Here is an 18,414-nt window from a genome sequence, read left to right on the forward strand (position 1 = left end):
GATTTAAACGTTTAATTTCCAAATATTTTAAAGGTGATTTTGTAAATTTAGTTCATGAGGATCCTTTGTTTTATGTGGGGTTTTATTGCTTTTTCCCTACTCGGTTTTGGGTATTTTGAACATTCCAAAACTTTTGCCCAAGTTCAGGATTTTGAAAGCAACTTTGAGATCGTAAATCATCCTGATGAATTTTTACCATTTTGGTCTGCAAATGAAGTTAGAAGTACTTCTGCAAGAGTTTTTCAGATCAATCAAGAAGGAAGAAATAGCTCTAGAGCATTGGCTGTACAGCCGATCAGTACTTTTGATGGTGTACTTTATACTCAGCTAGACTTGTCTGACATCACTGAACCTAAAGTTGCCTTTTTTGCAAAGACGATTCAAAATGGCTCAGGAAGCCGCTCAGCTTTGGTATTCATTTCTTTTTCCAATGATCAAGTGCAATATTCTTCACCCATTCAAATCGGGAATAATGATACTTTCAGTAATCAAAATTCTGATTTCAAATTATATGAATTAGCGATTCCTCAAAGCTACGCGCAAGAAGAACGTGTTTATTTGAAAATTGAAATCAAGTATGGTTCGGGATCAGGTTCTGCTGCAAGGGTTGTAGTGGATGACTTTGGGGTTTTTCCAGGAGATCAGCAAGTAGACCCAATTCAAATAGATCAAACCATCATTTTGAACCCTTATGAATTACAAATTCAATTTGACAGAGCGATTCGGAATTTTGATGTAACGCAGATTACCCTTCAAGGAACAAAAGTTGAAGGGGTTAATTTTGTAGATGAAAATACTGCTGTAATTCAGACTTTTGACCCTCTGCCAAAAAGTAAATTTACATTGCTTTTGGAAGATATCTTGTCTGACAAAGAAATCCTGACTGAACAGATAGCTTTTGAAGTTGACAATGAAAATATCCAGTTAGGGAGCATTCTTATAGAAAACCCAAAATTGATGAGGTTGAGTTTTAGTCATCCTTTTTTAAGTGCAGATGTCAGCCAAACTTCCAAATTCAAAATAAACGGGAAGAGCCCTTTATTGAGTACAATTGATGAAAATGGCTTTACAATTTTTCTTGAGTTATCAGATGCGCTTCTTTTAGATCATGAAGTAAAAATAGAAATTGATGCCCTTAGAAATTCAGAATTGGAAATTGGTGAGCCTCAATCGCGAACATTCCTATATACAGATGAAATCGAGTCTATTTATGCGATCAAAGCACATCAAATCAATGTGCTTTCACTTTCTGAATTGGATTTTTCTTCATTTGAGGCAAGTGATTTTTCTGTCCTAGATACAGATTTTGTCTTTTCTGAAGTCGAGAATTCTAATGACCAAAAATCATTTAACCTTAATTCTATATCAGAATTTGAAGAGAATGTGGTGTACACGCTCAGCATTCCTCCGAGGAAATCACCCAAAGGTAAGATGCTCAATGGCTCGTTTAGAGAATTTGTTTGGGATGCAACTCCTCCGGAACTTGTCCGAGTATTTGGCGTCCAGAAGGATGAAGTTTTAGTGATTTTCTCGGAGCCAATTGACCCTGTCTTTGGTGCGATTTTAAATAATTACAGTATCAATGACCAAAATCCAAGCTCAGTGATTCTTCAGGAAGATCTAAGTTCTGTTCTCTTAAAATGGAGCTTCGATTTTGAAGATCAGTTAGAATATTCTATTAAGGTTTCGGGAATCCCCGATCTTGCGGGAAATTTTATGGACGAGATGACATTTTCTTTTATCTACGAGGCACCTAGAAATCTCGCTTTCAAAGACCTAATCATCAATGAAATTATGCCAGCCCCAAGAGCTGGAAATTCACTTCCTAATGTGGAATATATAGAGATTTTTAACCCAAGTGATAGTCCGATTTCATTGGGAGGATTCCAATTGGCAAACTCGAGAAGAACGACCACATTATCCAATGAGGTAATCTTGCCTCAAGAGTATGTGATTCTCTGTCCAAGAACTCAAATCTCTCAATTCACAAGTTATGGTAGAGTAATGGGATTGACCAATTGGCCAACGCTTCTCAACTCGGCGGATCAAGTGAAGCTTTTTGATAATACTGGATTGGTAATTGACAGTCTCAATTTTACTACAGCCAGTTTTGGAGGAAGTTCCTTTGCCTCAGGGGGATATAGCCTTGAAGTTGTTAATCCGTTTATCAAGTGCAATTTATCGGGAAATGTAAGAACCACCATTGCAGCTGAACGCGGGACGCCTGGAAAAGTAAATTCTGTGTTTGACGATACTCCTGATATGTCGAATCCTGTTTTGCTGACCGCAAAAGTGAATAATTCAAATCAAGTGTCACTTGAGTTTTCAAAAAGTCTGAGTCTCAATTTAGAAAATCTCACTTGGGAATTAAGTCCAAATTTGGCAATTCAATCAGTCAGCATAGGAGAAAATCAAGAAACTTTGATCGTGACTTTTGAAGAAATCATTCAGGAAGGAACGCAATATTTGATTCGTGTCAAAGGGCTAAGAGATTGTGTGGGGAATCTGATTCGAGAAGGTGAAAATGAAGCTAATTTCACCATTCCATCTCCTGCTGAGTTGGGTGATGTCATCATCAATGAGGTGCTTTTCAATGCCAATACAGGAGGACCAAAGTTCGTTGAAGTCTACAATCAATCCGATAAATTTATCAACCTGAAAGACTGGAAGCTCGCGAATTTGAATTCTGATAATGAAATAGCAAATCGACGAATTGTATCCAATGCTGATTTGATAATTGCTCCAAAAAGCTTTTTGGTATTTACGACGGATAGTAATAGGCTTTTATCAGAATATCCTAAAGGAGTCAACGACAACTTTGTGGAACTTTCTTCCCTGCCAAGTTATCCTCAAGCAGCAGGGAACGTTGTCTGGCTTGATCCGGAGGAAGAGCTTGTTGATATTTTCTCATATAATGAAAAAATGCATCATCGCTTATTGAAGGAAGTTAGAGGGGTTTCTCTTGAGCGGCTATCACCTACGGAGCCAACTCAAAATCCGGAAAATTGGAAATCAGCATCTGCTTCTGTTGGGTATGCAAGTCCGGGATTCAGAAATTCAAATCTATTTGAAGGTTCGGCTGATTTTGGAATCAAAATCAATCCAAAGGTATTTGTTCCTGATGCGGCAGGTGAGCAAAATTTCACAACACTTTCATACAAAATGGATCAAGCTGGCAGTTTAGCAACAATCAGAATCTACTCGGTAAGTGGTCAATTGATACGTGAATTGTGTCAAAATGATATTTGGGGAACCTCTGGATTTTATACTTGGGATGGAACAGATTCGAGCAGTAGAAAAGTGAGACCCGGTTATTATGTTGTTACTATCGACCTGTTTGACATGCAGGGAAATGTAAATCAAATAAAAAAAACTGTGGTTGTTGCAACAAAATTTTAAGAAATATTTCAATACCAATTTAATATTTCATATTTTGATAGCCTGAACCTCAAAAGACACCTAAAATGAACCATGACATTATTGCTCAAACCTTAAGAACCTACTTTGTAGAAAAAGGGAAAACAATTCAAGTTATTCAGCGCTATCTCAGGATGAAATACCGCTTGGTAATGGATGAAAAATTACTCGAAAAGAGACTTCAAAACCTCTCAATAAATTAAAAACCGCCTTGTGCGGTTTTTTTATTTTTGATTTCCAAAACCTAAGTGTATTTTAGCAACTTTTAAACCTGATGGGTCTAAAAAGAGTATAACTTCACTAAACTACGAGGCCATGAGTCAAGATCAGAAAACAGCTTATTCCCCTGACGAATTAAAGGAATTTGAAGAGATAATATTACAAAAACTTGGTGTTGCTAAAGCAGAGTTAAATTCACTGAAAGAAACACTGAGCAAGAAGAATGATACTGGAACTGACTTTACTGCATCTACATCCAAACTTTTAGAAGATGGAGCAGATACGCTCGAAAGAGAGAACATGAGTCAATTGGCAGCGAGACAGCAGAAGTTTATTATTAACTTAGAAAATGCACTCGTAAGAATCAAGAATGGAACTTATGGCGTGTGCGTAGACACGGGTAAGCTGATTGCAAAAGAAAGGTTGAAAGCGGTTCCGCACACGATGCATTCTATTGAAGCAAAATTAGCGAAAAAGTAATTTGGACTTTCTGCACAGACATATTGAAGCATTGGTCTTTTGCTCTCCTTCACCGATCAGCACTGATGAAATTCAAAAGTGTCTCTCTGAGATGTTTGAATCAGAATTACCTAAGGAGCATATTTTAGCTGCACTTTCAGATTTGCAGTTGAAATATGCCACCGAGGATTTTTCTTTTGGACTTGAGCAAATTGCTGGAGGGTATCAATTTTTAACCAAACCTGCTTATCAAAGCAGTATTTCGATTTTGCTTAAGCAGCAATCTCAAAAACGACTTTCCACTGCACAATTGGAAACACTTTCTATTATTGCTTATAAACAACCTGTTACAAAAACAGAAGTAGAGCAAATCCGCGGAGTGAGTTGCGATTATTCAATTCAAAAATTATTGGAGAAGGAACTTCTTACTATTAAGGGGAAAGCAGAAACCATCGGAAGGCCGATTTTGTATGGTACGAGTGAAAAATTCATGGAATATTTTGGAATCAACGCACTTACTGATCTTCCACAGCCGAAAGATTTCACTTCAGAAGAAAATCAAATCGGTGAAGTAAAAGATTAGCTTTTGATTCTCACTTCTGCATGACTTGATATCAGGTATTTTTTTCCAGATCCGATTTCTAAACAAAGTACACGAGTCCGACGAGTTTCTAACTTTTCAAAGAGGCGTCCGCGAATTTCGAATTGTGTTCCTATTTTGACTTGCTGTAAATATTGGACATCATCCCCCTTTTCTGCTTGATCAAATTTGCGCAGTTCTACCATCAAGAAAAAATCAGATCCTGAACTTGCTTTTGGATTTATCATGTGTCTTTTTAGTGGAATCAAGATATCTCTTGGGAAAATATTCACTTCAAGCAAAGGCTCCATTAATTCTTGAAATGACTTTTTCCATTCTCCCCCGTGAGGTTTGATCCTGAGACCAAACTTTGTAAATGCTCTATAATGAGCTACTTCATGAACATAAGTGATTAGAAATTGATAAGGGTTTAAATTGTGGTTGATTGTGATCGTCTGCACTTTTTTGTCTCTCCTGTAGCGAAAATCACCCAGCTTCGTGTTTCTTTCTCTTGTGATGTAAAAATTGAAAGGATCCTCTTTCCATATGTCGAAGCAATAATTTACAGCCCCTTTTGGGACATGCTTCTCGAAGGCCTCGTAAAAACTCTGATCTTTATTCACCATGCTAATATAGGAAGAGATCAAATTATCATCGTTAGGAAAATGGATTTTTCAAATTGATTCAGCCTCTGTTGTACATTTTCTTTTTTTGATAGACGAAATTAAAATTTAAATCAACATATTAGAGTGAGTTTTGATGTGGAGAAGTTGGGTTTGATTTTTACTTTAAAATAATCTATGAATTCAAAATTACTCGTTCGGCTTTCGTTGATCTTCAATTACATGGTTTTTGCCGTTTTGCTCAATTCGGTCGGTGCAGTTATCCTGCAAGTGCAGCGCACTTATGATGTGAGCAAGGCAGAAGCTTCAGTTCTTGAAGGCTTCAAAGATTTACCTATTGCAATCTTTTCATTCATTGTAGCTTCTTTTCTTCCAAAGTTAGGAATCAGAAAAGGGATGTTGATTGCCCTTTTTGCTGTGGCCGGACTTTGTTTTATGATGCCGATGGCGGCGGATGAGTTTTGGTATTTCAAGTTGCTCTTCGCTGTAGTAGGAATTTCCTTTGCTGTGATCAAAGTGTCTGTTTTCGCTACCATCGGATTGGTAACGAACAGTACCAAGGAACACAGCAGCTTGATGAGCTCAATAGAAGGTTTCTTTATGGTGGGCGTTCTTCTGGGAAATGTCTTCTTCAGCTTGTTTGTTGATGATGCCAACCCCAATTCGAGTACTTGGCTGAATATTTACTGGTATCTGGGAGCCATGACTTTAATGGCTGCCTTGCTTTTGTACTTTGCCCAGATCAATGAATCAGAGTCTAGAAGGGAAGACTCAAAGGCCTCGGAGGATTTTATGGAAATGCTCAAATTGGTTATCAAGCCCTTGGTGTTGGTATTTGCCGCATCGGCATTTCTATTTGTTTTGATCGAGCAGAGTTTTATGACTTGGACGCCTACATTCTATCAGGATGTGCTACAAGTCCCTGCAAGTATGGGAATCCAAGCAGGGGCAGTTTTAGCAGGAGCACTGGCCGTGGGAAGGTTATTGGCAGGAATTATTCTTCGGAAAATACATTGGCTCACTTTCACCTTAACGTGTACCATTTTGGTTGGCGTTTGTGTGATTTTAACTTTGCCCTTGACCACCAATCAGCCTGAACTTACCGAAACGATAACTTGGTTCAATGCGCCTTTTGTTGTCTATCTTTTTCCGATTTTAGGAGTTTTCTTAGCACCAATTTATCCTACGATCAATTCTGTTGTGCTAAGTGCCCTGCCAAAATATATGCAAAGTTCTATGTCAGGTTTGATCGTTGTTTTCTCAGCATTGGGCGGGACGACAGGGTCGATAGTCACAGGACATATATTTGAAGCTTACGGAGGAACTAATGCCTTTTATTTCTCCTTATTACCTATTGCAGCACTATGTGTGGTGCTGATTTTGCTCTATAGACAAGTAAGAAAACAAGCCGAATGAAATTTTACGAACAGCCAGAGGATTTATATTTAGCACTTTTTGAGGTTGTGCAGATGAGTGGGGTCTTCCCTGACTCCAAAACGTTTGTGGATTGTATTCCAAAACGAGATGCACACGATATTTTAAGCGATTTCTACAGAGCCTTAAAAAGTAAGGATTTCGATCTAAGGACTTTCATTGAAGAGAATTTCATCCTACCTGAGGAAATTGAGCATAAAGAAATGCAATTCCCTGAAGGAATCAACCTAGAACAAAGGCTGAAACTTCAGTGGGATTACCTGACACGCGATGCAGATGAAGAAGTGGAAGGCTCGAGCCTGATTCCGCTGCCACAACCTTATATTGTTCCTGGTGGGAGATTTCAGGAAATTTATTATTGGGACAGTTATTTTACCATGCTCGGGCTCAAAGCCTCTGGAAGGGTAGATTTGATAGAGGATATGGTGGAAAATTTTGCTCACCTTATTCGGACAGTTGGCCATATCCCCAATGGGAATAGAACCTATTTTCTTTCAAGATCTCAGCCGCCATTTTTTTCCAAAATGGTTGAACTCTTGGCTGAAGTAAAAGGCGATAAGGAGGTCATTAAAGATTATTTGACTGAAATCTGGGTAGAATATTTATACTGGATCGAAGGCGAGACAGAGATTCCATTGCCTGGAAAATATTACAAGAGAGTGGTCAGAATGGATGACGACACTGCCTTGAATAGATATTGGGATGATGAGAATACACCAAGAGCAGAATCCTACGTGGAGGATATAGAACTTTCAGATCAGAGCAGGCGCTATCCGGAGAAGCTCTACCGTAACCTCAGAGCCGCATGCGAGTCAGGATGGGATTTCAGTTCTAGGTGGTTATACGACCCTATGGATCTTAAAAGTGTCCAAACGATCGCTCTGGTTCCTGTGGATTTGAACGTATTGATTGCAGAAACAGAGAGAATCATCATTGACTCGATGGAGCTGTATGGTGAAGATGAGCAAGTCATCACCCGAATGAAAAATTTCAGAAAGAATAGAATAGAAGGTATTGAGCGCTATTGTTGGGAAGAGGAGCGAGGGATTTTCCTTGATTTTCACATCAAGTTCAAAGAAAAAGTCGATAGACCCTCTTTAGCGATGCTTTATCCCCTTTGGGCAAAAATCGTAGAACCTGTTCAAGCAGATCGGGTGTTGGATTATGTAGAAAAACACTTTTTGAAAGCTGGCGGACTTGTCACCACAGAGATCAATTCAGGACAGCAATGGGACGCGCCCAATGGCTGGGCTCCATTACAGTGGATTGGATTTCAGGCGATGTTAAATTACGGCAGAGAAGACATGGCTAGGATACTTGCAGAAAGATGGACGAAACTCAATGAGTCTGTTTTTGAACGAACAGGCAAGATGATGGAAAAATATAATGTGGAAGATCTAACCTTGGAAGCTGGGGGAGGAGAATATCCTGTGCAAGATGGCTTTGGCTGGACAAACGGAGTTTATCTGGCGATGAAAGCTTGGCTGAAGGAAAATGCTAAATAAAGAATTGGTTTTAGAAATTATGGATAGAAAAATTGCCCTCATCACAGGAGCCACCTCAGGAATCGGAAAAGCAACAGCGATTGCATTAGCTCAACTTGGCTATCATATTATCGCAACGGGAAGAAGAAAGGAGAGATTGGATTCTTTGAAAGAAGAATTGCCTGATGGAATAGATTTTTTTCCACTTTGCTTCGATGTTAGAGATAAAGAAGCTGTGCACTCAGCTATTTCAGGATTGCCTGATAATTGGAAAAACATAGATGTTTTGGTCAATAATGCAGGGAATGCCCATGGCCTAGACCCCATTCAATCGGGTTCTTTGGAGGATTGGGATGCCATGATGGATATCAATGTTAAAGGTTTACTTTATGTATCCCACGAAGTAATGCCCATTATGATAGCTAGAAAATCAGGTATCATAGTCAATATTGGATCGATTGCAGGTAAAGAAGTCTATCCGAATGGAAATGTGTATTGCGGCTCTAAGCATGCAGTCGATGCGATCACGAATGGAATGCGCATGGATTTGAATCCTTATGGGATCAAAGTGATAGGCGTTCATCCGGGTTTGGTAAAAACTGAATTCTCAATAGTCAGATTTAAAGGTGATGCTGAGAGGTCGGATAAAGTATATCAAGGTTTTGAGCCTTTACTCCCTGAGGATATTGCAGATACCATTGCATTTGCCGTGAGCAGACCAAAGCATGTGGTGCTTGCAGATATTGTGATGCTCCCGACCGCTCAAGCTTCGGCGACGATTGTGAACAAAAACTTATAGATATGGCTCGGAATCTGAATAAATATCTTCTTTTTCTTTTGATCATTTCTGTTGTGTCCTGCGAGACGAAGCAAGCGCAAACAGAGATTGCAGTAGAAGAAATATTTGAGCAGACTGAAGATATTATTATTGCTGCCGATGAGTTTATCGGCAAACTTGAACAAAGCCTAATTGATGCAGGATTGGTAGATATCGAGACAATCATTCCTGAGGTTTATGTGGATTTGAAATATTCTACCACTGATAATTTTTTTGGTCAAGATGTTTATGGAGAGTTGACACGTTGCTATATCCAGCCAATTGTAGCAGAGATGCTGCTCAAATCTTTCGAAAAACTGAAAGAAGAGCATCCTGACTTGACTTTTTTAGTGTATGATGGCGTACGTCCTCAGTCTGTTCAGCAGATTTTGTGGGATAATTTGGATAAGCCTGACAGTATCAAGCCACTTTATGTTGCTGATCCGAAAGTTGGGGGATTGCATAATTATGGTGTTGCCATGGACTTGACATTGGCCTATTCTGAAACAGGTAAGGCTTTGGATATGGGAACGAGTTATGATTATTTCGGCTATCCTGCATATCCCGACAGAGAAAGCCAAATGCTCAAAGAAGGAAAAATCACACAAGAACATATATCAAACAGAGAAATTCTCAGGAAAGTGATGAAGCATGGAGGTTTCACCGGAATCGGATCTGAGTGGTGGCATTTCAATGCTTTTTCAAGGAAAGAAGCTGCGGAGAAATTCGGAATGGTAAAGTAGATCTCACGCAGATTCCGCAGATTCCACGGATTTTAATTTACCACAGATGAACACGGATGGACACTGTTTTTTCTTCTGGAGACTTAAAATCTTTCCGCCCTCTGCACCTTAGCCAACTTTGCGAGAACCACAGAATCTAAAATCTACCCTCTAAAATCTAAAATTAACCCTAGCCTATTATGAAATTGAAAAACCTTATCATCTCCTTTCTAGCCTTATTTCTGATTATAATTTCAAGCGCGGAAAGCTTTTCTCAGAATCAATTCAAGGCTCTGGTGTTTAGCAAGACCAAGGGATTCCGTCATCAATCGATACCAGATGGCGTAGTAGCTTTGAAGAAATTGGCTAAGGACAATGTTTTCCAGATTTACACGACGGAAGATGAAGATTTTATTTCTGACAAAAATCTAGCAAGTTTTGATGTGATCATTTTGATGAGTACAACTGGGACGATTTTCAACTCGGAGCAGAAAAGAAGCATAGAGAAGTTTGTCCAAAGCGGAAAAGGAATCGTGGGAATTCACAGTGCCACAGATACAGAATATGAATGGGAGTGGTACACCAAGCTAATTGGGGCACAGTTTCTCAACCATCCCCATCAGCAAACACTCAAGCTCAATGTAGTCGATAGGAATCACCCTGCAACTTACCATCTTCCTGAAAGTTGGGTTTGGTCGGATGAAATCTACGCCTTCAAAAACTTCAACAAAGACATCAATGTCCTAATCACCGCTGATGAAAGAACGTATGATGCCAAAGGTGGCATGGGAGATTTTCATCCCATTTCTTGGACCAATAAATATGACGGAGGCCGCATGTTTTACACTGCTCTAGGCCATACAGATTGGGCTTTTCAAGATGACAACTTTATGAAACACATCCTTGGAGGCATCTGGTGGGCTGCGAAGGGGTATCCAGTGGAGTGAGTGGAAGGGTTAGAAGGTTTTAGATTTGAAAATTTTAAAATTGAAAGATTGAAATATTTTGCAGAATTTTCAATTTTGAGGTTTGGGGTTGATAATTACAAAATTTTAAGATTAAGCAGAGTCTGATATTTTCGATGTTTAGATTAGATCTGGAAAGTCTCTTGTTTCTTGACTCTCGCTGCTCATGTCTCACGTCTTGTATCCCCGATACTCGGGGCAGGCTTTATGTCTTTTTCCTCAAATCTTTTCCCCTGTCTTGCCTCTTGCTTCTCGCTTCTTGTGTCTCAAATCTCATATCTCCCATCTCAAATCTATTTTCCTCACCCTGTCATATATTTTGTATTTTTAGACACTAACCTTTAGATATGACAGCAGCGCAACTGGAAGAGTTTATCAAATCACATCATCGGGAGTCCTTTCTTTGGGCTCGGCAGTGCTGTGATTTTGATAGTCAACTGGCAGAAGATGTGCTTCAGCAATCTTATCTCAAAGTGTTGGAAGGAAAAGCTAAGTTTCATGAACAGTCTAGCCCAAAAACATGGCTATTTTCTGTCATTAGATTTACAGCTTTGGAGTGGCTCAGAAAGAATCACAAGGAAATTCCACTGAGGTCTGATTTTGACTTGGAGGAGGCGGAGCATATTCCTGAGGCAGCAACTCACGAGGAATTGATTCAAAGGCTTCCTGACAGACAAAAGGAGATTTTGCTTTTGGTGTTTTATCACCAAATGACTTTGGAAAAAGCTGCGGATGTCATGGAAGTGAGTTTGGGGACAGCGCGGACACACTACGATAGGGGAAAGAAAAAACTCAAAGAACTTATTCTAAAAAAACAAAGCTATGAAGCGACAAGATGATATTGCAGACCAGGAGCTTGAAATGTTTTTTGCAGAGCTCAAGAATCAAGATAGCGAAATCGCTATTCCTGCTTATAAAAAAAGAACTCCATCTAGGATTTGGAAACTGCTTCCATTAGGGATCGCTGCTTCTGTATTGTTAGGATTTTGGATATGGAATCAGGAGGAAAAAGAAGAGCCATTATACCAAGATTTGATTATTATTTCCTTGGTGGAGGGGGAAAATCAGGAACAAAAATTTGTCATCGAGCAAACCTCTTCTATGGATGTTTGGGAATCTCCTACAGCATCATTATTAGATACTTACTAAACCAATTATACGATTATGAAAAAATTATTCACAGTTTATTTATTGCTTTTGGCTGGCATGGTGCAAGGTCAGGACTTATTTCAGGGAACTTTGTTCCCCGCTGATCTGGTCATGAAGAACAGAGACAAAATTTCGCTTTCTGATCAACAAGCAGATAAGATCAAGGCTATTCATAGCAAGAATGCTGGCGAATTCAGTACCCTCAGGTGGGATTTGGATGCAGAGAATGAAAAGCTGAAAAAAATGCTGCAAGAACCAAAGATTAATTCAGATGCTGCACAAAAGCAAATGGACAAAATTCTCAATTTGGAAAACCAACTCAAAAAGAAGCAATTCAGTAATTTGTTGGCCATCAGAAGTGAGTTGAATGAAAGTCAGGCTACTAGCCTAGCCAAGATGAATGTATCAAAAACTGTATCAGGTTTTGCAGTAAGTCGGGACCAGTCTTTTGGCTCCATCATTTCAAATGGAGTTGTTGTTGATAAAAATGATAATAAGGTAGCAAGTGTGGTTTTGAGAAGCACGAATGGAATATCAGGAGATTATTTACCTCTTACTATTATCAAAAAGGGTGCTAAGGATCAAATAGTTAAAGATATGAGCTCTATTGAACCTAATTCTATAGATGCTATCGAGGTATTGAAAGGTAGTAAGGCAATCTCGGAATATGGGGATTTAGGGAAAAACGGGGTGATTATAATCACCTTGAAAAAGGATAAAAACCCTGATTTAGAGAAGTAAGAATTAATAAAGCCCTTCAATATTCAAAAGCTTGAGGGGCTATTTTTATACTGGATAGTTTTATGCTCTGTTTTTTTGGTATAGGGTTGTTTTTTTATCTCCCGATTTGGTGATCATTCCGAGTTCTACGCCATTTTTTAAATCTCTACTTGCTGTGGCAGAAGACAACACCTTATGGAATTTCATGTATGATTTTCGTGAAAAAGGCTCGTCAGTTTGTTCTAGGAAGACTTCAAGCCTTTCTGTATCACTAAGCTTCCTTGAATCCATTTCAAGAATTTCAGTCAATGATAGCTCAATCACGGCTAACATGTATTCAATAAATTTGGTTGATTTACCTTCTTTGTCACTTGCAGACAATGCCTTATAATACGCATTCTGATTCTTAGCAATTAAACTCTCGAAAGGAAGGAATTCAAATAAGGGGTAATCTTCCATCAATAGGAGCGTTTGCCATAATCTACCCATTCTTCCATTGCCATCCATAAATGGATGAATAAATTCCATTTCATAGTGAAAAATGCAACTTTTGATCAATGAAAGCTCAGATTTATCTTTCAGGTAAGAAAAGAGTTCTTTCATAAGATATGGAACATTTGACGAGGGAGGAGCAAGGTGCTCTACTTTTGAACCCTTGACAATACCTACTCCTTTTGTTCTATATTTTCCTGGTGTAGCAACCAATCCTTTCATCAATATATGGTGAGCCTTTAAAAAATCTTTTTCTGATGAAGGTTTCCATCTATTTAAATTCTTATAAACTTCCAGTGCATTCAATACTTCTATAATGTCTTTTTCTGGGCCTGCGACTCTTTTATCCTCAATGATTGCCGAAATCTGATCTTCTGACAAAGTATTTCCCTCTATGCTTAGAGAGGAATGAATTGTTTTGATTCGATTCTGTTTTCTAAGTATTGGGTTTTCTTTGACTAGGTTTTTGGCATTTACGGCACCTATTTTTTCCGAGACTGAGGTGACAAGTTTTAGTATTGTGGCAGTAAGATCGTAGGGTGGCTTCATGTTTATGATAGTATCAAATGATAGTATCAAATGTAAGGAAATCACTTAGTATCATCACCATCTTTCTTAAGCCGATATTTCACTGTATAACCAAGATAGATGTTCTCAGCATTTTCCAAGGCTTTCTGTTTGTTCATCTCAGATACTATAAAGCCATCAGATGTTGGTAGAAATCTCCATAGTTCAAATATTTCTGTATTCACGGGAATCTCCTGGTGGAGATTCAAGTTTATATCAAAAACCAAAAGAGTTATCTTTCTATTTTGCCAATAGGTTCCTTTTTTTGAATCAGAAATAGATTTTTTGTGGAAGTAAAATCTGGAAAAGAGTTGGGGTTCCTTGTGAAACATCAATTCACTGTAGAAGGGTGATTCAGCTCTCCACTCGTTGAGTTTTACAAAATCTCCACTTGTCAACCAATCTTTGTCGATTGGAAAAGGAATTGATTCTGGGGAAGTAGAAGAAGCTACAATTTCATCTATCAACTCATCGGTTTTATTATTGATCAAGAAGACATGATGGCTGACTGGATAACTCAAATAGCTTGTGTCTCCTTTTACTAGAAAATAGTTTTGGTCAAAAATTTTCGAGAAATTTTTATTTCCACGATGCCTGATTATTCCTCTGGATTTTCCATAGCCACCTTTCCAACCTCTTGAATTCAAATCAAATACACCAATAGTTTGTGAATTAGTTACTTTTTCAAGGAAAATGTAGTCAACCGGAAGCATAGGAATATGGACCGTATGTTCCTTTTTATCAAAGTGTAAATTCCTTAATTGTTGAAGATTGAAGTTGAAATTTCCTTTACCTCCGATTTGATTCATGGATTTCCAAAAAAGATCATCTACATCAAAAGGAAAATAAGGCAATGTTTCTTTATAAAATATATCCCCCTTGGAATTATTAATCATCAGGATTGGTGGCATCACTTGAAGGGTTAAAATTGAATCCTTGGAAATTGGAAGAACATTAATGATGTCACCTCGGATTTCAAAATCATTCAATATGATCTCACTCAGATCACCATTGTTTAGATTTACTATCTTGATCACATTCTCATACGAATAATATAAAAGAGAATCTTGATATATGTAATCAAGAGACATTTTATTGAATCGATGGTCCAAGCTAGGATTTTGAATCTCAATCTCACTTGTTTTTTCTAAATGAATATTTAAAGTATTGGGATGGATTATGTTTTCGGCTGATTGATAATCACTCAGTTTTCCTTCATTGTCTACTTTATTGCAAGCAAATAGAAGAGTACAAAGAATGATCAAAATGTACTTCTGTTTCATAGAATCGATCTGTGTTTCTTGCAAGTGTAATTGCATTCAAATTTCGAATCAAAAAAATGTGATGAAACAGGTAATTTATGTGATGGATTGAGATAGGCACGAGATAGTTTTTTTATAATGCAAAAAACCCCAAAAACATCTCCAATAGATATTTCCGAGGTTTTTTAAAACTCATATTTTCTCTGCGTCTCAGCGTGCACAAAACTTCCGCACCCTCTGCACCTTTGCTTCCTCCTGAGGATCGCGACAAGTTCCGCGAGAAAACTATATCATACTAACAAATCGGTCTACTAATGCTAGTTTGGCTAACTTGATTTGTTCTTTGATTTTTTGTTACAGGTTAACAATCAATTCATTCTTTAAAGGGATATTCATGAGTTTAAAATCACACTCTTTATACAAAAATGAATCATAATCACCTTTTTTTGAGTTTTACATATACTATTATCTTGATGAACTGGCCGAAGATAAATATATAGAAATTTGTGTTTATTTTGTAAATTAGATGTTATGAAAGATTATAAAGAAAATATTTTTATTGATCCGTCAGTACGGTTTGGCAAACCCTGTATCAAAGGTACAAGGATCTCAGTTTATGATATTTTAAGTTGGTTGGCATCAGGAATGGAAATGGACGAAATTATCTCAGATTATCCTGAATTGACAAAAAGCGATATTCAAGCCTGCCTCGCATACGCTGCAGATAGGGAAAATAGGATTCGAGTTGCCTGATGAAGTTACTTTTCGACCAAAATATTTCATTTAGGATTGTAAAGAAAATTTCAAAAATATTCTTTGAAGCCAAGCAAATTAGGGAACTTGGATTAGAGAATTTTACAGACAAATAAATTTGGGATTTTGCAAAAAATAAGGGTTTTACAATTGTTACTTTTGATGCTGATTTTATGGAATTGTCTAATTTATATGGGGTCCCTCCAAAAATCATCTGGTTAAGAACTGGAAACAGAAAAACTGATGACCTTGCTGATTTGCTTTTGTCAAGAAGTGAGGTTATCCATGAATTTCTATCAAATCCATCGTATGGGAAAATGACTTGTTTGGAAATTGATGGGTAAAATTTGTTATTAAATTGTTGATCAATTCTGATTATAACATTAAAAACCCCAAAAATATCTCCAATAGATATTTCCGGGGTTTTCAAAACTCAAATTTTCTCTGCGCCTCTGCGTGCAAAAAACTTCCGCGCCTTCTAAATATTTACTTCCTTCTCGAGGATCGGGACAAGGTCAGCGAGATTCAGCTTAAGCTTCTAAACATCAAGTCATCACCTATTCTTCCCAAGAAGCCTTCTTCTTGAGCGTCTCTTCAATAGATTCGTATTTTAGAAAATGTTTATCTATAATATTGGTGTGTTCTACCGTATTTGAAGAAAACCTAAAAAGAAAAGGCAGGGAAAAATTATCGGATTGAGATGGGATAATCACCAATTCGTTATTTAGTTTGTATGCCATCTTGAAGGCCTCTACATGCGTTTCGTTTGAGAAGTTGGTGATAATGATGACAGATTCTTTGTCTCTTACCTGTGAAAGGATGTCCAATTTACAGGCATCGCAAGTAAGCGCATCATCAAAGTACAAAAACCAATAATCTTTGGGGTCTTTTTCAATTTGCCTATATATAGCTTGCCCATTATTAATTACCCATATCCATACTTCATCTCTGTATTCAGAGTTTACATCTGAAAATCTCACATTACAAGAGGAAAGTATAAGAAGAATCATTACCTGCTTGAAAAGTCGCATGATTAATTCAAGTTAAAATTGATAAATGAAATAATGCCATTATGGCTTGAGTCCATATCTTTGATGATTTCAAAGAATTCGGGGTTTCTTTCTCTAAATACCAAAGAGTCCTTCCCGTAAAATCCTTCTTTTAAAAATTTATCAATCATTTCCGATGAAATTGCTTTAACGAAGGTGTTTTTGTAAGTAGCTTTTATCTCTCCATGTAATAAAGAATTTCCGATTAATGATCGGTTGTAAGATAAGGACTTGTTATCATTAAGATCAATTATAACATTTTGGAGATGTGGATTGCCATACCTGAAAAATAAAAAACTATCTGACACAAAGTAATCATGTATTCCTGTAGTTACTGGATTATTCATCTTAAAATCAATCAAACTACCATAACCTGTATTTTTTTTAGAATAGATCATATCATGAGGAATGCTGTATTTACCAAAATCAATAACAAAAGCAGCGGCTAGCTTTTTTTCTCCGGTATTTACTTCATAAATAGTATCATTAAAGAGCTCGGTGAAATAGACTCTTTCTCCATTTCTAGAAAAACCCATAAAATTGGAATAATCATAGTTTTCTAAATATGGGTTGATTGGGTTTGACTGACTTAAGACTTTAAATTTTTGATCTAAAAAAAGTAAGTTGTGGCATTGAACTAGTTTAATACAGGCATTATCACCCGAAGACAGGTATAAACCATCTTTCTTTTCTATAGCTGAGGCATAACTCTTAAAATCCAATTTTATCTTTTCCACTAGCTCTCCAGTTTTTTTATTGAATTTCATGATTTTTCTACCGCCATAGTCAAGGAGGTCTAGGGTTTCTGAATCTTTGGAAACTGTAAAGTCCCGAAGCTCTATATATTCTTCTGGCCCCTCTCCTAAGTCTGCTATCTTCCACAAGAATTTACCCTCTAGGTCAAATGCAAAGATTGAGTAGGTAATAGACTTGTCCATAATATAGATGATGTCATCGATGATGCTGATCTTGTCAAAAGTCCCTATAAAAGTTTCCTTGCCACTCTCCAAGACCACCACTTTTTCTACTGTCATGATGCTGTCGGCATAAGGAAGCTTTTCAAACGGAACATCCTCTATCTTGATCAATACCTCACCTCCTTTGAGGGTCTCGTATCCGTCAAAGGAGTTACTTTTGCTGCAGGAAAAAAAAATCGAAACAGAAAAAATAAATATTAGATGGATTTTAGGTTTTGATCTTTTCATATTTTTTGTTTAAAAACTGAAAAGGTGGTATTAAAATAATAATTCCACCTTTTCAGTCAATATCATCATTTTTTTACAACGAGTCTTAAGGAGTAGATTTTATATAGGGGTTACTTCATGAAGTGGATAAATAGTTACTAATCTTAAATTTGAATCATCGCAAATACTTGTTAAATAAAATAAACAATCTTCTTTTGACCCAAGATAGTCACTCCATCCACCAAGTGTTACTCCAATTGGTACTTCATAACCATAAATTTCCAATCCCGCATAAATAACAGTTCCTCTCATTTCCACCCAAGCTTTCTTTGCGAACCAAACTGTAGCCTTCGCTTCATTTGGCATAATCGTTAACCCAAAAGTAAACATTAAAGCAAGACTCAAAGACATTAATTTTGTAATTGATTTTTTCATCTTGATAAAATTGAAATTATTAATAAATTGATTAAAAAGCTTTTAGCGCCAAAAACTTGCACTAAACATACCCCCCCCCCCCC

19 protein-coding genes and 1 pseudogene are annotated in these 18,414 nt (G+C 37.4%); 14 read left to right on the top strand and 6 right to left on the bottom strand.

Annotated elements, in window-relative coordinates; all coding sequences use genetic code 11:
• Positions 1-54: 54 nt before the first annotated feature.
• The 4 genes from IEV57_RS15540 to scpB all read left to right on the top strand — a co-directional run bounded on the left by IEV57_RS15540 (position 55) and on the right by scpB (position 4,678).
• Positions 55-3,399, top strand: coding sequence for a lamin tail domain-containing protein (locus IEV57_RS15540; RefSeq protein ID WP_188443966.1), 3,345 nt, complete (start codon positions 55-57; stop codon positions 3,397-3,399).
• Positions 3,400-3,464: 65 nt separating this feature from the next.
• A complete protein-coding gene (locus IEV57_RS15545; RefSeq protein WP_188443967.1) occupies positions 3,465-3,620 on the top strand; it encodes a hypothetical protein in 156 nt (51 codons plus the stop codon).
• 112 nt (positions 3,621-3,732) lie between these two features.
• The gene (locus IEV57_RS15550) at positions 3,733-4,116 is read left to right on the top strand and encodes a TraR/DksA family transcriptional regulator (protein ID WP_188443968.1); all 384 of its coding nucleotides are present in this window, start codon (positions 3,733-3,735) and stop codon (positions 4,114-4,116) included.
• Between the two features lies 1 nt (position 4,117).
• The gene (gene scpB, locus IEV57_RS15555) at positions 4,118-4,678 is read left to right on the top strand and encodes an SMC-Scp complex subunit ScpB (RefSeq protein WP_188443969.1); all 561 of its coding nucleotides are present in this window, start codon (positions 4,118-4,120) and stop codon (positions 4,676-4,678) included.
• Here the strand turns inward: scpB and IEV57_RS15560 are convergent.
• Positions 4,675-5,301, bottom strand: coding sequence for a SprT-like domain-containing protein (locus tag IEV57_RS15560; protein ID WP_188443970.1), 627 nt, complete (start codon positions 5,299-5,301; stop codon positions 4,675-4,677). The two genes, scpB and IEV57_RS15560, sit on opposite strands and share 4 nt — an antisense overlap.
• 174 nt (positions 5,302-5,475) lie before the next feature.
• Between IEV57_RS15560 and IEV57_RS15565 the strand changes: the two genes are divergently transcribed.
• The 8 genes from IEV57_RS15565 (at position 5,476) to IEV57_RS15600 (ending at position 12,610) form a co-directional block, all read left to right on the top strand.
• Positions 5,476-6,714 (top strand): MFS transporter, encoded by a 1,239-nt coding sequence (locus IEV57_RS15565; RefSeq protein ID WP_188443971.1) that lies wholly within the window; start codon positions 5,476-5,478, stop codon positions 6,712-6,714.
• Positions 6,711-8,237, top strand: coding sequence for an alpha,alpha-trehalase TreF (gene treF, locus IEV57_RS15570; RefSeq protein ID WP_188443972.1), 1,527 nt, complete (start codon positions 6,711-6,713; stop codon positions 8,235-8,237). The genes IEV57_RS15565 and treF overlap by 4 nt, the downstream gene beginning before the upstream one ends.
• A 19-nt stretch (positions 8,238-8,256) precedes the next feature.
• Positions 8,257-9,015, top strand: a complete 759-nt coding sequence (locus IEV57_RS15575) for an SDR family NAD(P)-dependent oxidoreductase (RefSeq protein WP_188444024.1) — start codon at positions 8,257-8,259, stop codon at positions 9,013-9,015.
• Between the two features lie 2 nt (positions 9,016-9,017).
• On the top strand, positions 9,018-9,776 hold the full coding sequence (locus IEV57_RS15580; protein ID WP_188443973.1) for a M15 family metallopeptidase: 759 nt from the start codon (positions 9,018-9,020) through the stop codon (positions 9,774-9,776).
• 179 nt (positions 9,777-9,955) lie between these two features.
• Complete coding sequence (locus IEV57_RS15585; protein WP_188443974.1) at positions 9,956-10,702, top strand: ThuA domain-containing protein; 747 nt, start codon at positions 9,956-9,958, stop codon at positions 10,700-10,702.
• A gap of 365 nt (positions 10,703-11,067) precedes the next feature.
• Complete coding sequence (locus IEV57_RS15590) at positions 11,068-11,559, top strand: RNA polymerase sigma factor (protein ID WP_188443975.1); 492 nt, start codon at positions 11,068-11,070, stop codon at positions 11,557-11,559.
• The gene (locus IEV57_RS15595; RefSeq protein WP_188443976.1) at positions 11,543-11,869 is read left to right on the top strand and encodes a hypothetical protein; all 327 of its coding nucleotides are present in this window, start codon (positions 11,543-11,545) and stop codon (positions 11,867-11,869) included. The genes IEV57_RS15590 and IEV57_RS15595 overlap by 17 nt, the downstream gene beginning before the upstream one ends.
• Before the next feature lie 15 nt (positions 11,870-11,884).
• A complete protein-coding gene (locus IEV57_RS15600) occupies positions 11,885-12,610 on the top strand; it encodes a periplasmic heavy metal sensor (RefSeq protein WP_188443977.1) in 726 nt (241 codons plus the stop codon).
• Positions 12,611-12,670: 60 nt separating this feature from the next.
• On the opposite strand, the gene IEV57_RS15605 is transcribed toward IEV57_RS15600, so the two are convergent.
• Positions 12,671-13,630: a Fic family protein gene (locus IEV57_RS15605; RefSeq protein ID WP_188443978.1), complete on the bottom strand. Its 960-nt coding sequence runs from the start codon at positions 13,628-13,630 to the stop codon at positions 12,671-12,673.
• Between the two features lie 41 nt (positions 13,631-13,671).
• A complete protein-coding gene (locus tag IEV57_RS15610) occupies positions 13,672-14,931 on the bottom strand; it encodes a hypothetical protein (RefSeq protein ID WP_188443979.1) in 1,260 nt (419 codons plus the stop codon).
• 510 nt (positions 14,932-15,441) lie between these two features.
• On the opposite strand from IEV57_RS15610, the gene IEV57_RS15615 reads away from it, so the two are divergent.
• Together IEV57_RS15615 and IEV57_RS19540 are read left to right on the top strand one after the other, a co-directional pair.
• The gene (locus IEV57_RS15615; protein ID WP_188443980.1) at positions 15,442-15,663 is read left to right on the top strand and encodes a DUF433 domain-containing protein; all 222 of its coding nucleotides are present in this window, start codon (positions 15,442-15,444) and stop codon (positions 15,661-15,663) included.
• A pseudogene (locus IEV57_RS19540) lies at positions 15,663-16,007 on the top strand (DUF5615 family PIN-like protein). The gene IEV57_RS15615 and the pseudogene IEV57_RS19540 overlap by 1 nt, the downstream one beginning before the upstream one ends.
• A 213-nt stretch (positions 16,008-16,220) precedes the next feature.
• Here IEV57_RS19540 and IEV57_RS15625 read toward each other — a convergent pair.
• The 3 genes from IEV57_RS15625 to IEV57_RS15635 all read right to left on the bottom strand — a co-directional run bounded on the left by IEV57_RS15625 (position 16,221) and on the right by IEV57_RS15635 (position 18,331).
• Positions 16,221-16,694 (bottom strand): hypothetical protein, encoded by a 474-nt coding sequence (locus IEV57_RS15625; protein ID WP_188443981.1) that lies wholly within the window; start codon positions 16,692-16,694, stop codon positions 16,221-16,223.
• Between the two features lie 2 nt (positions 16,695-16,696).
• On the bottom strand, positions 16,697-17,917 hold the full coding sequence (locus IEV57_RS15630; RefSeq protein ID WP_188443982.1) for a DUF4934 domain-containing protein: 1,221 nt from the start codon (positions 17,915-17,917) through the stop codon (positions 16,697-16,699).
• Between the two features lie 99 nt (positions 17,918-18,016).
• The gene (locus IEV57_RS15635; RefSeq protein WP_188443983.1) at positions 18,017-18,331 is read right to left on the bottom strand and encodes a hypothetical protein; all 315 of its coding nucleotides are present in this window, start codon (positions 18,329-18,331) and stop codon (positions 18,017-18,019) included.
• Positions 18,332-18,414: the final 83 nt, after the last annotated feature.

Origin of the sequence: Belliella aquatica, assembly GCF_014637795.1 — a bacterium.
Taxonomy (GTDB): domain Bacteria; phylum Bacteroidota; class Bacteroidia; order Cytophagales; family Cyclobacteriaceae; genus Belliella; species Belliella aquatica.